The sequence below is a fragment of the Aldersonia sp. NBC_00410 genome (assembly GCF_026342035.1).
Classification (GTDB): domain Bacteria; phylum Actinomycetota; class Actinomycetes; order Mycobacteriales; family Mycobacteriaceae; genus Aldersonia.
On record NZ_JAPENM010000012.1, the window covers coordinates 108,137 to 122,360 of the forward strand.

12 protein-coding genes are annotated in these 14,224 nt (G+C 67.2%); 10 read left to right on the forward strand and 2 right to left on the reverse strand.

The genetic code is table 11. From position 1 onward, the window contains the following. The first annotated feature begins 36 nt into the window (after positions 1–36). The 10 genes from ftsY to OG921_RS23700 all read left to right on the forward strand — a co-directional run bounded on the left by ftsY (position 37) and on the right by OG921_RS23700 (position 11,805). Positions 37–1,479, forward strand: coding sequence for a signal recognition particle-docking protein FtsY (gene ftsY / locus OG921_RS23655; protein WP_266115002.1), 1,443 nt, complete (start codon positions 37–39; stop codon positions 1,477–1,479). A gap of 6 nt (positions 1,480–1,485) precedes the next feature. Then, the gene (locus OG921_RS23660; protein WP_266115003.1) at positions 1,486–2,109 is read left to right on the forward strand and encodes a hypothetical protein; all 624 of its coding nucleotides are present in this window, start codon (positions 1,486–1,488) and stop codon (positions 2,107–2,109) included. Positions 2,110–2,204: 95 nt separating this feature from the next. Then, positions 2,205–2,885, forward strand: a complete 681-nt coding sequence (locus OG921_RS23665) for a hypothetical protein (RefSeq protein ID WP_266115004.1) — start codon at positions 2,205–2,207, stop codon at positions 2,883–2,885. A 217-nt stretch (positions 2,886–3,102) separates the two neighbouring features. After that, entirely contained in the window at positions 3,103–3,516 is a 414-nt protein-coding gene (locus OG921_RS23670; RefSeq protein WP_266115006.1) for a globin domain-containing protein, read from the forward strand. A 228-nt stretch (positions 3,517–3,744) separates the two neighbouring features. Continuing rightward, complete coding sequence (locus OG921_RS23675; protein ID WP_266115070.1) at positions 3,745–5,052, forward strand: ammonium transporter; 1,308 nt, start codon at positions 3,745–3,747, stop codon at positions 5,050–5,052. Between the two features lie 5 nt (positions 5,053–5,057). Then, positions 5,058–5,396 carry a P-II family nitrogen regulator gene (locus OG921_RS23680; RefSeq protein ID WP_266115071.1) on the forward strand — a complete coding sequence of 113 codons (339 nt, stop codon included), beginning with the start codon at positions 5,058–5,060 and terminating at the stop codon, positions 5,394–5,396. Then, positions 5,386–7,938 (forward strand): [protein-PII] uridylyltransferase, encoded by a 2,553-nt coding sequence (locus OG921_RS23685; RefSeq protein ID WP_266115007.1) that lies wholly within the window; start codon positions 5,386–5,388, stop codon positions 7,936–7,938. Before OG921_RS23680 ends, OG921_RS23685 begins: the two co-directional genes overlap by 11 nt. An 82-nt stretch (positions 7,939–8,020) precedes the next feature. After that, positions 8,021–9,601 (forward strand): signal recognition particle protein, encoded by a 1,581-nt coding sequence (ffh, locus tag OG921_RS23690; RefSeq protein ID WP_266115008.1) that lies wholly within the window; start codon positions 8,021–8,023, stop codon positions 9,599–9,601. Between the two features lie 24 nt (positions 9,602–9,625). Next, entirely contained in the window at positions 9,626–10,699 is a 1,074-nt protein-coding gene (locus OG921_RS23695; protein WP_266115010.1) for an amidohydrolase family protein, read from the forward strand. Between the two features lie 122 nt (positions 10,700–10,821). Beyond that, positions 10,822–11,805 carry an LLM class F420-dependent oxidoreductase gene (locus OG921_RS23700; protein WP_266115011.1) on the forward strand — a complete coding sequence of 328 codons (984 nt, stop codon included), beginning with the start codon at positions 10,822–10,824 and terminating at the stop codon, positions 11,803–11,805. Here the strand turns inward: OG921_RS23700 and OG921_RS23705 are convergent. Both OG921_RS23705 and OG921_RS23710 read right to left on the reverse strand, forming a co-directional pair. Next, complete coding sequence (locus OG921_RS23705; protein ID WP_266115013.1) at positions 11,741–13,306, reverse strand: NAD(P)/FAD-dependent oxidoreductase; 1,566 nt, start codon at positions 13,304–13,306, stop codon at positions 11,741–11,743. The two genes, OG921_RS23700 and OG921_RS23705, sit on opposite strands and share 65 nt — an antisense overlap. Next, positions 13,303–14,220 (reverse strand): ferritin-like domain-containing protein, encoded by a 918-nt coding sequence (locus tag OG921_RS23710; protein WP_266115014.1) that lies wholly within the window; start codon positions 14,218–14,220, stop codon positions 13,303–13,305. The genes OG921_RS23705 and OG921_RS23710 overlap by 4 nt, the downstream gene beginning before the upstream one ends. Between the last annotated feature and the right edge of the window lie 4 nt (positions 14,221–14,224).

Sequence of the window (14,224 nt, forward strand, 5' to 3'; positions counted from 1 at the left end):
CGTCCCGGATCGCATGGCTGATGAAAAGATGGCGGTGTGACTGCCCAAGTTTGGATCCTCATCGCCGTCGTCGCGGCCATCCTGCTCGTCGCGCTGGTGGCGGGCGGAACGCTCTACCGCCGCCGGCGGATCTCGCTGACCGCCCCGGACAAGCCGAAGGGGGAGATCGCCGACCGGTCGGGCGGATACCAGGCAGGCAGCGGCTTCTCGTTCACCCAGGGCGGCACCGCGACCGCACCGCCGCCGCCGACAGGGGAGCGGACCGACACCGAAGGGCAGCCGGGTGTCGGTGACGACGCCGCCGTGCCGCGGGATGCTCCGCGGCGCGGAATCACGGAGGTGCGGCTGCCCGAACCTCCGGTGGCCGAAACACCGACGGCGCCACCGGCCCAAACCCCGGCTACACCGGCGCCGGTAGCGGCCGAGCCCGAAGCAGCGGCACCGACTGCGGAAGTCCCCCCGGAAACGGCCCCTGTCGAGACGGCCCCGGTCGAGACGCCGCCGGTCGAGGTTCCGCCCGCGCCCGAACCGGTCGCGCCCGCGCCGGTGGAGGAGATCGCCCCGACGGAGGGCAGGCTCGACCGGCTGCGTGGCCGGTTGTCCCGCTCGCAGAACGCCATGGGCAAGAGCCTGCTCGGTCTGCTCGGCGGCGGCGACCTCGACGAGGATTCGTGGGAAGAGGTCGAGGACACCCTGCTGGTGGCCGACCTCGGCACGCCTATCACGACAGCCGTCGTCGAGCAGTTGCGCGAGCAAATGGCCGCCCGCAGCATCCGCACCGAGGCACAGGCACGCGCGCTGCTGCGTGAGGTACTGATCGAGCAGCTGCATCCGGAGTTCGACCGGTCGGTGCGCGCGCTGCCGCACGACAACCACCCGTCGATCCTGCTGGTCGTGGGCGTGAACGGCACCGGAAAGACCACGACGACGGGCAAGCTCGCCCGTGTGCTCGTCGCGGACGGGCGCCGGGTATTGCTCGGCGCCGCCGACACGTTCCGTGCCGCCGCCGCGGATCAGCTGCAGACCTGGGGTGAGCGGGTTGGTGCGGACACGGTGCGCGGCAAGGAGAACGCGGATCCGGCTGCCGTCGCGTACGACGCCGTGACCAGGGGAATCGAGGACGGTGTCGATGTCGTCGTGATCGACACCGCCGGCCGCTTGCACACCAAGACCGGCCTGATGGACGAGCTGGGCAAGGTGAAGCGCGTGGTGGAGAAGCGCGCCGCGGTCGACGAAGTGCTGCTAGTCCTCGATGCCACCGTCGGCCAGAACGGTCTCGTACAGGCGCGGGTGTTCGCCGAGGTCGTCGACATCACCGGGGTCGCGCTGACCAAGCTCGACGGCACCGCGAAGGGCGGCATCGTCTTCCAGGTGCAGCACGAGTTGGGTGTGCCGGTGAAACTGGTCGGGCTCGGTGAGGGCGCCGACGATTTGGCCCCGTTCGAGCCCGAGGCCTTTGTCGACGCGCTGCTCGGCTGAGCGATCGTGTCTTCGGATCCCGTGGAAGAACTGTCTCTGGAGGTTTTCGCGGCGCGCGTGCTCGGTGTGTCCGCGGCACCGGACCGGATCGCCGGCGTGATCGCGCAGATCATCGGCGACGGTATCGAGATCAAGGACGAGCGCGTCGGTCCGAGCGGTATCGGGATCGCGTCGGCGGTCGGCGAACCGGGGGAGATCGAGGCGTTGCGCAGTTCGCACGGCGATTGGGACGTCGAGGTGACGGTTCCGGTGCAGTTGCGGGTCAACGTGCAGGTCGCCGGCGCCACGGCGCGCTACCGGATCGCGGTTCGCGTGCACACCAGGATCCGGCTCGTCCCGGTGCCGCCGTGCGCGGTATTCGTCGAGATTGCCGACATCGGCCGCGAGCACATCGAGGCCGTCGTCGACCCCGAAGGCATGCCGTCGCGGATCGTCGGTTGGGTTGGAAATATCAATTCCGTGGTAGGTGACAAGGTGGTGGCCTATATCAACGATCTCTTCGACAGTCCGGAAGTGCTCGCCGTACGCCGGATCGATGTGGCACGCATGATCGACCGCGCGTGGGACGCGGGGTTCGTTGTCGAGCCGTCCGCGGTGCCGGCAAGGGAGGGGAGGACGCCACTGACGTAGCGTGTCGGGGGGAGACCCGAGTCCGGTTTGCCCGATTCGACTGCCCGATTGACGGCTCGATTCGAGCCGAAATTTTCGAGGAACAGGAGTCCTGCATGAACAGCACGATCAGTAAGTCCCGGCGGGGGTTGGTTCGCCGGCTGGGTGTGGGTATCGCGGCCGTCGCGGCCTCGATGGCCGTCTTCGCCGGCCCCACCACCGCGGCGCCCGCAGCACCGGCGCAGCCGACCGTGGATTGGAACCAGGCCGCGCAGCAACTGCGCGCCGCCGCCGCGGGGAACCCCACCGCCGAAGCGGCGATGGACCGATTGCTCACCGCGCCGAAGCAGGAGCTGCGTCAGGACGTCGCCCTGCCCGCCCAGGTCTTCCAGATCCCGGCCTACTCGCAGGAGGGCCGGATGGACGGCGTCTCCGGGCAGGTGTACGGCTCGGGCATCGCACTCGGCATTGGCGGCTTCCGCCTCGGCGTCTTCGGCGGTCCGGGCGTGTTCGCGCCCAGCCAGGCCGGCGCGCGGATGGAGGTGCTCTGGGTGAATCTGTCCACCGGCAAGTCGGGGACTGCCGTGCTCAGCGAGCACACCGACAGCATCTTCGACACCACGCTGCGGTCGGCCGATCTGAGCGGCCAGATTGGTAAGGGCACCGTCGTGGCCGGTGTGTACGGCTCGGCATGGCACCGCTGGCCGGTGCCCGTCGACGACGCGCACAAGGATGGCTTCGCCTACCACAAGGCGGAACTCTGGTTCCCGTCGCTCGGCGCGGTCATCAATAACTGACGCCGGATGTTCGCTGGGAGGGTCTCGCCGCGGCGGGGCCCTCCTTTCGTCGGCTCACAAGTCACGCCGTGCTCCTGTGAGATCGATTTGACGGGTGTCTGTCGGCACCGTCACGGCCCTGCAACGTCGCCCGCCGACACTGGCTGATCGAGGGCCGCTCAGCCCGCGGCCCGCGCGGATTCCGCCGCAACGCTCGTCTTCGATCACAGGAGTGCTGATGGACAAAGGCCTGCTCGAACGCAGTCTCGTACTCGTCGATGGCGAGGAGGACGCGCTGACCCGCCGCTTCTACGACGTGCTGTTCACCCGCTATCCGCAGGTGCAGCCCATGTTTTCGGCCGACGTGCGCCCGCAGGCCGCGATGCTGCGCCAGGCGGTGATCGCGGTGATCGAGCATCTCGACGATGCGCAGTGGCTCGAATCGACCCTGCACGCGCTCGGCGCGCGCCACGAGGGACTCGGGGTCACTGCGCCGATGTACGCTGCGGTCGCGGAATGTATGATCGCGACGATGCAGGAGCGCGGCGGCCCGGAGTGGACTCCGGCGATGAGTGCGGCCTGGACCGAAGCGCTCGGCGCGGTTGCGACCATGATGCTGGCCGGTTACCGCGACGCCGAATCGGTCGCGTGACCAGCGATTGCCTCCGGTGGCGTGCATAATCCCGCGACGAAATCCACCCGAAACACATTGTGCCAATGCGTTCACATTCGTGAAACACGTTGGCGTCATGGATGAAACACCGAGTGAGCACCCTTCTCTGCAGGTCTTCAGCCGCAATCGGCTGGGCTGATAACGAGGAGGCAGCAGGTGGATTCGTTCCCCTTACTAGGCGCACCCGACGCCGGTGACACAGCATGGATGCTGACGAGCTCGGCGCTCGTGTTGCTCATGACCCCGGGGCTCGCGTTTTTCTACGGCGGCATGGTGCGGTCGAAGAACGTGCTGAACATGATCATGATGAGTATCGGCTCGATGGGCGTCGTGACCGTGCTCTGGGCGCTGTACGGATTCTCCGTCGCGTTCGGCGACGACAAGGGCGGCGTGATCGGTGACCCGATGCAGTACTTCGGGCTCAAGAGCGTGTTCGGTGGCAGCTACCTTGCCAGCACCGACCCGATCTCCGATCCGTCGATCCCGCTTGCGGGCACCATTCCGCTGACGGTTTTCGTGGCCTTCCAGCTGATGTTCGCCATCATCACGGTCGCCCTGATCTCGGGCGCGGTCGCGGACCGCCTGAAGTTCGGCTCTTGGCTCCTGTTCGCCGGCCTGTGGGCGACGGTCGTGTATTTCCCGGTCGCGCACTGGGTGTTCGCGTTCGACGGTTTCACCGCTGAGTACGGCGGCTGGATCGCCAACGATCTCAAGGCGATCGACTTCGCCGGTGGTACTGCCGTGCATATCAATGCCGGCGTGGCCGGTCTGGTCCTCGCGATCATCCTCGGCAAGCGCGCCGGCTGGCCGCAGACCGCATTCCGGCCGCACAACCTGCCATTCGTGATGCTCGGTGCCGCGCTGCTGTGGTTCGGCTGGTACGGCTTCAATGCCGGCTCCGCGGTCGGTGCCAACGGCATCGCGGGCGCAACCTTCCTCACCACGACGATCGCCACGGCCGCGGCCATGCTCGCCTGGCTCGTCACGGAGCGGATCCGCGATGGTAAGGGCACCTCGCTCGGCGCGGCGTCGGGCGTCGTCGCCGGTCTGGTCGCGATCACCCCGTCCTGCTCGTCGGTGAACGCGCTCGGTGCGGTGATCATCGGTGTGGTCGCCGGTGTGCTGTGCGCCCTGGCCGTCGGGCTGAAGTTCCGCTTCGGCTTCGACGACTCGCTCGACGTGGTCGGCGTGCACCTCGTCGGCGGCCTCGTCGGCACGCTGCTTATCGGACTCGTCGCGACCCAGGAGGCCCCGGCCGGTGTCGACGGGCTCTTCTACGGCGGCGGACTCGACCAGTTGTGGCGGCAGGCTGTCGGTGCGGGTGCCGTGCTGCTCTATTCGGCCGTGGGCACGACGATCGTCGCGTTGATCGTCAAGTACACCCTCGGCCTTCGTGCCACGCCGGAGAATGAATCGACCGGCCTGGATGAGTCCGAGCACGCGGAAACCGCATACGATTTCGTTGCACTTGGCGGCAGCTCTGTTCTCAGCCGCTCCACCGGCAAGGAGGCATGACCCAAATGAAGCTGATCACTGCAATCGTGAAGCCCTTCACGCTCGAGGACGTCAAGACCGGGCTCGAACAGGCCGGCGTACTCGGCATGACGGTCAGCGAGGTCCAGGGCTACGGGCGCCAGAAGGGCCATACCGAGGTGTACCGCGGTGCGGAGTACTCGGTGGACTTCGTCCCCAAGGTCCGCGTCGAAGTGGTAGTCGACGATGGCGCCGTGGACAAGGTGGTGGACACGATCGTGGAAGCGGCCCGCACCGGCAAGATCGGCGACGGCAAGGTCTGGATCACCCCGGTCGAATCGGTCGTCCGGGTCCGTACCGGCGAACGCGGCACGGATGCCCTCTGACCCCACGGGGGCGAGGCCAACGGACCCCACCGGGTCGCAGACGAACGGCCCCGCCTCCGCCGGAAAGCCGGCGGGGGCGGGGTTGTCCCGTTCGCCCGTGTCGCAGGGACCGCAGAGTGCCCCCGCGCCCGCGGCCGCGGACGATCTGGTCCGCGCTGTCGCCCAGCTACTCGATGATGGCGGAGCACGCAACCGCCGGCTCGACGCCCCAACCTTGCGCCAGGCACTCGTCGACCTGTACGAGTTCTGGCTGAACACGAAGGGCTCGGAAGTCGGGATCAAACCCGACAGCGGCCTGGCGATCGTCGCGGTCGGTGGGCTCGGCCGTCGCGAGATGCTGCCGTACTCGGATCTCGATCTGATCCTGTTGCACGACAACGTACCCGCCAAGCAACTAGGTGCGACCGCCGACGCGATCTGGTACCCGCTCTGGGATGCACACGTGAAGCTCGACCACAGCGTCCGGACGGTGCCGCAGGCGCTGCAAGTGGCCTCGAACGACATTCCGGCCGCAATGGGCATGCTCGACGCGCGACACATCGTCGGCGACGAAGAGCTGTCCAACCTGCTCATCAGCGGGATTCGGCGGCAGTGGCGGGCCGGGATCCGCGGCCGCTTCGACGACCTCGTCGTGCAGACGACGGCGCGCTGGAAGCGCAGCGGCGAAGTCGCCCATCGGGCCGAACCGGATTTGAAGAACGGGCGCGGCGGATTGCGCGATGTGCAGTTGCTCGACGCGCTCGCGATCGCTCAGCTCACCGACGCCGTACCCGGTCTGGGGCCGGACGTGCCCGGCGGCGGTCTGGAGCACGCGCACCGCAGCCTGCTCGACGTGCGCACCGAACTCCACCGGGTCGCCGGACGTGCGCGCGACCAGTTGCGCGCCCAGGACGCCGACGAGATCGGCGCGGCGCTGCGGATCGGTGACCGGTTCGATCTGGCGCGGACCCTATCGGACGCGGCCCGCACCGTCGGCTATTCGGTAGACGTGGGGCTGCGGACCGCCGCCAATTCGCTGCCGAGGCGGGGGCTGTCGAGGCTGCGCCGGGTTCCGGTGCGCCGGCCGCTCGATGAAGGTGTCGTCGAACACGCCGGTGAGGTGGTGCTTGCCCGGGACGCTCGCCCAAGCCGGGACCCGGGCCTGATCGTCCGGGTGGCCGCGGTGGCCGCGCAGACCGCGCTGCCGATGTCGGCCATGACGTTGAACAGGCTTTCCGAGGCTGCGCCGGAACTGCGTGAGCCGTGGCCGAAGGAAGCGGTCAACGATCTACTCGTCATGCTCGGCTCGGGGCGTGGACTCGTGGCGGCCGTCGAGGCGCTGGACCGGACCGGGCTGTGGGGACGGTTGATCCCGGAGTGGGGCGCGGTCCGTGACCTCCCCCCGCGCGATGCGGTGCACACGTGGACGGTCGACCGGCACATCGTGGAAACGGTCGCGAACGCCAGCACGCTCACCACCCGGGTTGCCCGGCCCGACATGCTGATGCTCGGGGCGTTGCTGCACGACATCGGTAAGGGCAGGGGCGGAGACCATTCGGTCGTCGGCGCCGACCTTGCCACCCAAATCGGCAATCGGCTCGGATTGTGGCCCACGGATGTCGCGCTGCTGTCCGCGATCGTCCGCTACCACCTGCTGTTACCCGAGACTGCGACCAAGCGTGACCTCGACGACCCGGCCACCGTGCAGCGTGTCGTCGATGTGCTCGGCGGGGACTATGTGCTGCTCGAACTGCTGCACGCGCTGTCCGAGGCGGACTCGCTCGCCACCGGGCCAGGGGTGTGGGGCGAGTGGAAGTCGTCGCTGATCGGTGAACTGGTGCGCCGCTGCCGGTTGCTGATGGCCGGGGACTCGCTGCCCGAACCGGATCCGGTCGATCCGGCGTTGCTGAAGCTGGCCGCCGACGGTGAAGTGCACGTCGAACTGACGGCCGACGGGCAGCACACCCATCGCGTCACCGTCGTCGCGCCGGATGGGGCAGGCGTGCTGTCCGATGCCGCCGGGGTGCTCGCATTGCATTCGCTGCGGGTGCTGTCCGCGTCGGTGCGCAGTGAGCGCGGGTTCGCGGTGAACTCGTTCCTGGTGTCGCCGCGCTTCGGTTCGCCGCCGGATGTCGGACTGTTGCGCCAGGACATCATCCGCGCGACGGCCGGGCAGCTGAACCTGGAGAAGGCGCTGGTCAAGAAGGAGCGCGATCTCGCTGCGTTGCGGCCCGAGTCGACCGGCGAGAAGGGCATGCCGATCACCTACTCGCAGGCTCCGCCGAAGCTGATCTGGTTCGAGGGCACGCAGCCCGGCGAAGTACTGCTCGAGGTGCGTGCCGAGGACCGGTTGGGCCTGCTCAGCCGGGTCGCCGCCGCCCTCGAACGAGTCGGCGCGGATGTGCGCTGGGCCAAGGTGGTCACCCTCGGGTCCGCGGTGATCGACTCGTTCGGGCTGCGGATCGACAGCGGCGACAGCGCTGCCGGGCGTGCTCGCGTCGAAGCAGCGGTACTCGAAGTACTGCCGCACACCGCCCCGAAGGCGCCGCCGGACAGTGCCTGATCGGTGCTCGCGCGATGGCTGCACGACGATGCCATTACCCTGGTAGCGACGTGCGTACATAACGAGCTCAGGAGCGCGATCGGTGTTCGAATCCCTTTCCGACCGGTTGACCGGTGCCCTCAAGGATCTGCGTGGCAAGGGTCGACTGTCGCCAGCGGACATCGACGCGACCTGCCGCGAGATCCGGCTCGCGCTGCTCGAGGCCGATGTCGCGCTGCCCGTGGTGCGCAGCTTCATCGCGCGCATCAAGGAGCGCGCCAAGGGCGCGGAGGTCTCCGGCGCGCTCAACCCGGCGCAGCAGGTCGTCAAGATCGTCAACGAGGAACTCGTCGGCATCCTCGGCGGTGAGACCCGCCGAGTCAGCCTGGCGAAGACCCCGCCGACGGTGATCATGCTTGCCGGCCTGCAGGGTTCCGGTAAGACCACGCTGGCGGGCAAGCTGGCGCGCTGGTTCAAGAACCAGGGTCACACGCCGCTGCTCGTGGCCTGCGACCTGCAGCGCCCGGGCGCGGTCAGCCAGCTGCAGATCGTCGGTGAGCGAGCAGAATCAGCCGTTTTCGCGCCGCATCCCGGCACCTCCATCGGCGGTGGCGAGAACGCGCTCGGCGTCACCGCAGCCGATCCGATCGAGGTCGCGCGGGCCGGTGTCGCCGAGGCGCGGTCGAAGCACTACGACGTGGTCATCGTCGATACTGCCGGTCGTCTCGGCATCGACGAGGAGCTGATGCGCCAAGCCGCGGGCATCCGTGACGCGGTGGAACCGGACGAGACACTGTTCGTGCTCGACGCGATGATCGGTCAGGACGCGGTCAGCACCGCGGAGGCCTTCCGTGACGGTGTCGGATTCACCGGCGTGGTACTCACCAAGCTCGACGGCGATGCCCGTGGTGGTGCCGCACTTTCGGTCCGCGAGGTCACCGGGCAGCCGATCATGTTCGCCTCCAGCGGTGAGAAGCTCGAGGACTTCGACGTCTTCCACCCGGACCGGATGGCGAGCCGGATCCTCGGCATGGGCGATGTGCTGACGCTGATCGAGCAGGCCGAGCAGGTCTACGACGAGCAGCAGGCGCAGGCAGCCGCAGCCAAGATCAGCTCGGGCGAGCTGACGCTCGAGGACTTCCTCGAGCAGATGATGGCGATCCGGAAGATGGGTCCGATCGGCAATCTGCTCGGGATGCTGCCCGGTGCGGGCCAGATGAAGGACGCGCTCGCGCAGGTCGACGACAAGCAGCTCGACCGAGTCCAGGCCATCATCCGCGGCATGACGCCGGCCGAACGCGATAACCCGAAGATCATCAACGCGTCCCGCCGGCTGCGCATCGCCAATGGCTCGGGTGTCAAGGTGTCCGAGGTGAATCAGCTCGTCGACCGGTTCTTCGAGGCGCGCAAGATGATGGCGTCGATGAGCCGACAGATGGGCTTCCCCGGTTCCAAGCGGGGGCAGCAGCGCTCGAAGAAGGGCAAGAAGGGCAAGAAGGGCGGACGCGGTCCGACGCCGCCGAAGGTGCGCGGCGGAATGCCCGGAATGCCGGGGATGCCCGCCGGGATGGGCGGGATGCCGGCCGGTATGCCCGATCTGTCGAAGATGCCCCCGGGGCTCAACGAGTTGCCGCCGGGTCTCGAGGGCTTCGATCTGTCGAAGTTCAAACGACCCGAGAAGTAGCCGCCCGGCACTAGCGTTGGTGTGGTGGAGTCACTGCATCTGCGCGGCATCGGACTGCCGGACGAGGAGCCGCTCGAACTCTGGATCCACGACGGACTGATCTCGTTCGAGCCCGTCGCGTCGGCGACCACGATTCGCGATTCCGGCTGGATCGTGCCGGGCCTGGTTGATGCGCACTGCCATGTCGGGATCACCTACGGCGGGGGACACGAAACTGCGGCCGGGGCGGTCGGGCAGGCCGAGACCGAGCGCGAGGTCGGGGCGTTGTTACTGCGTGACGCGGGCTCGCCGATCGACACCCGGTTCATCGACGACCGCGAGGACCTGCCGAAGATCATCCGGGCCGGCCGGCACATCGCCCGGCCCAAGCGATACATCCGTGAGCTGGGCATCGAGCTCGACGACGAGCGGACCCTGCCGGAAATCGTTGCCGAGCAAGCAGAATTCGGCGACGGCTGGGTGAAGCTCGTGGGGGACTGGATCGACCGGTCGGTGGGTGACCTCGCGCCGCTGTGGAGCGACGACGTGCTGAAGCAGGCGATCGACGCCGCACATGCGCACGGTGCGCGGGTGACCGCGCATGTTTTCGGGGAGGAAGCGTTGCCGGGCTTGATCGAGGCGGGCATCGATTGCATCGAGCACGGCACGGGACTGACCGACGAGACTGTCGAGCTGATGGTTCGGCACGGTACTGCGCTCGTGCCGACGCTGATCAATATCGAAACGTTCCCCGGTATCGCGGCCGGCGCAAGCAAATACCCGGCGTATCAGCGGCACATGCTCGATCTGCATGCGGGGGTGAAGCGGACGGTGGCGAACGCGCACGACGCCGGGGTACCGATCTTCGCCGGCACCGATGCCGGCGGATCGATCGTGCACGGCCGCATCGCCGACGAGGTCGCCGCGCTCGCCACCGCCGGCCTGTCGCCGACCGAGGCGCTCGGTGCCGCGAGCTGGACCGCACGCAGCTGGCTGCGCCGACCGGGCATCGAGCATCGCGCGCCCGCGGATCTGCTGTTTTACCAGGAGGATCCGCGCACCGGACCCGAGGTGTTGTCCACGCCGGATCTGGTCGTTTTGCGCGGGCGGGTGTACTGACGCTGTCGATGGAGTGAATGTGCCGTTCGTTGCGTTGAGCGGAGTGAACGATTCCATTCACTCCGCCTGACGCACCGGATCTTCCATTCATGCCGAGCTTTCGCGGAGTACGGTCGATCTACGTGAGCATTCGACTCGGATACCAGATCCCGAACTTCAACTACGGCACCCCGGTCGCGGAGTTGTTCCCGACGGTGATTGCGCAGGCCCGCGAGGCCGAATCTGCAGGGTTCGACGCGGTTTTCGTGATGGACCACTTCTACCAGCTGCCCGGTATCGGCACGCCCGACGAACCGATGCTGGAGGCGTACTCGGCGCTGTCCGGGATCGCGACCGCGACCGAGCGCATCCAGCTCTCGGCGCTGGTCACCGGCAACACCTACCGAAACCCGGCAATGCTGGCCAAGACCGTCACCACGCTGGATGTCGTCAGCGGCGGGCGGGCCGTCCTCGGCATCGGTGCGGGCTGGTTCGAGCTCGAGCACAATCAGCTCGGCTACGAGTTCGGCACCTTCACCGACCGCTTCGAGAAGCTCGACGAGGCGTTGCAGATCATCGATCCGATGCTGCGCGGGCAACGGCCCACCCTCTCGGGCAAGTGGTACCGCACCGAGAACGCGATGAACGAGCCGCGCATCCGCGACGATCTGCCGATCCTGATCGGTGGCAGCGGCGAGAAGAAAACGTTCGCGCTCGCGGCGCGCTATGCCGAGCACCTCAACATCATCTGCGGGCCCGACGAAATTCCCCGCAAGCGCGCCGCCCTCGATCAGCGACTCGCCGAGGCAGGGCGCGAGCGCATCGAGACGAGCTATCTGGCGTCGGTGATCGTTGATGAGGACGGTGACCGTGCACGCCGGATTCAGCTCGACGGCCTGCGCGCCCGCGGCGTCGATGTCGACAAATTGACCGCCGACGAGCGGGCCAAGCTCGATCCCCGCCTGACTCGGACGTTCGTCGGTTCACCCGAAGAGGTGGCGCAGCAACTGCAGGAGCGCGTACTCGATCAGGGTATCGACGGACTGATCATCAACATGATCGCTAACGGGCACGAGCCGGGGATCGTGGAATTGGCGGGCAAGGCGCTGGCACCACTCGTCGGCTAGGCCCGGCATCGCGACTGCGGGATTTCTGCTCATCGGAGCCGCGGGCGATCGCGCGGAAATCGCGAGTGAAGTCGATCCCGCGCATCTGCGCGATGTACTGGCTGGCAAAGCCGGGGAACATCGTGGCGTTGAAGCCGTCCTCGGTGAGATACCAACTCCGGCAACCGGAGTTCCAGGTCGTGTCCCGCAGGCGTCGCTGCAGTCGCTCGTTGAACGTGCGCTGGGCGGGCTCGAACACGTCGAGCGAATGCAGATCGCGATCGAGGATCAGTGAGATCGCGGTGACGATCGCGTCGATCTGTGCCTCCATGTAGACCAGCGCGGAATTGTGGCCCGGGCCGGAGTTGGGTCCGAACGTGAAGTACAGGTTCGGATACCCGGACACCGCGAAGCTCTTGTAGGCGTACGCGCCGTGCGACCATTCCGCGGCCAGGTTCCGACCGCGCCGCCCGGTGACCGGAATCGGCGTGCCCTGCTTGGACACCTCGAAACCGGTGGCGAACACGATCGCGTCGAATCGGCGTTCCACACCTTCGGCGGTGCGGATCCCGTTCTCGCAGATCCGGGCGATGGGCCAGGTGACCAGCCGGCAGTTGTCGCGTTGCAACGCCGGGTAGTAATCGTTGGTCATCAGCAATCGTTTGCAGCCGGCGCGGTAATCGGGGGTGAGCTGGCGGCGTTGCCACGGATCGCGGACTTGGTTGCGCAGATGCGCTTTGGCGACTTTCTCGACAAGGCGGGTGAGCGGCGTATTCCACACCACGCCGAGCGCGATCGATTCGTGGCCGAAATACCAGCCGGCGCGAGCGACCGATTGGGCGCCGGGCACGGCCCGGTACAGGTGCTTCATCGGCGGCGAGATCCGGCGGTTCAGTCGCGGGAGAACCCAACCCGGCGTGCGTTGGTACACGGTGACATGGCCTGCGGTGCGCACCAATTCGGGAATGATCTGCACGGCGCTGGCCCCGGTGCCGATCACTGCGATCCGCTTCCCGGCGAAGTCGTAGCCGTGATCCCACTCGGCGGAGTGCATGCGCTTGCCGGTGTAGGTCTCGATACCCTCGATCGCGGGAAAGCCGGGGGTCGAGAGCGGCCCCGAGGCGAGCACGACGGTGCGTGCGTAGAGCGGCGCGCGGTCTGCGAGACTCACCTCCCATGCCCCGGCGAGCTCGTCGTAACACAATCCGCTGACATTGTGGCCGAATCTGATTCGCCGGTGCAGGTCATGTGCGCCGATCATCGATTCGATATAGGCGAGGATGTCGGCGCTACCCGAATAGGTATGCGGCCAGTCCGGATTAGGGGCGAACGAATACGAGTACAACCGAGAGGGTATGTCGCAAGCCGCACCGGGATAGGTGTTGTCGCGCCAGGTGCCGCCCGCCCGGTCCGCGCGCTCGAGAATGACGAAATCATCGATTCCACTCTGCTGCAACCGAATCGCTGCGCCGATACCGGCAAAGCCCGCGCCGATGATGACCGTCGAGACCGGCTCGTTCACGCGACCGCCTCGTAGGTAAGTTCCTTCGACCAGCTCGGTTGCGGTCGGAGCAGCCGTTGCGGGTAGTGGTCGGTCAGGCGAACCATGGCATCGGCGAACAGATGGTACGGATGTCCGCGGTCGATTACCCAGCCCGCGTGCAGCTTGAGCACCTGATAGGTCAGGATCCGGGTCCCTTGCCCGCGTTCGCCGTTGCGCTTGAAGCGTTTCATCGCCTCGTAGAGGCGGTCTTCGCTCAGCCCCATGTCGACGATGTTGTCGCGCACCTTGTTCAGCAGCGGCACATACATCAGCGCGCCGATCAACAGACCGGGCGAGACAAAAGTGCCCGCGGTCTGGATGAGCAGGCTCCGCAACCTGGCCTGGCCCAACAGATCGAGCACATGGAAGTCCACGGCGATATGGCGTGACTCGTCGGCGTTGATCTTGCGGAACGCGGCATGGCAGACGGGGTCATGCACCTCTTCGAGGAGGAACTTCAGCAAAGCGCCGTCGAGCGCGACCTCGAGCATGGGAATGACGGTGCCGAGCACCGACAGTGACATCCGGTCGGCGAAGGTGTCGAGCCATTCGATCGCCAACCGGATGTTGACGTTCGGCTCCGGCACCTCGTCGTCGGCGAGCATGTCCCACCGGTGCATCAGCGCCAGTTCGGCATTCGCATGCTTCTGCTCCTCGGCATGGAAATACCGGAAGATCTCGGCGAGGGTGGGGTCGGGCGCCTTCTTCGCCATGGCCGCGAACCCGCGGGCGCCGATGTTCTCGATCCACACCAGATCGGCCATGAACGCCTTCAGCTTCGGCTTCTGCTCCTCGGTGATCAGTTCGGCACCGGGCGCCGCCCAATCGATATCGGCCAGCGCCCACTGGCGTTCCTTGATCGTGGCCAGCATGTCTTCGAGCACGATGGGCATCGTC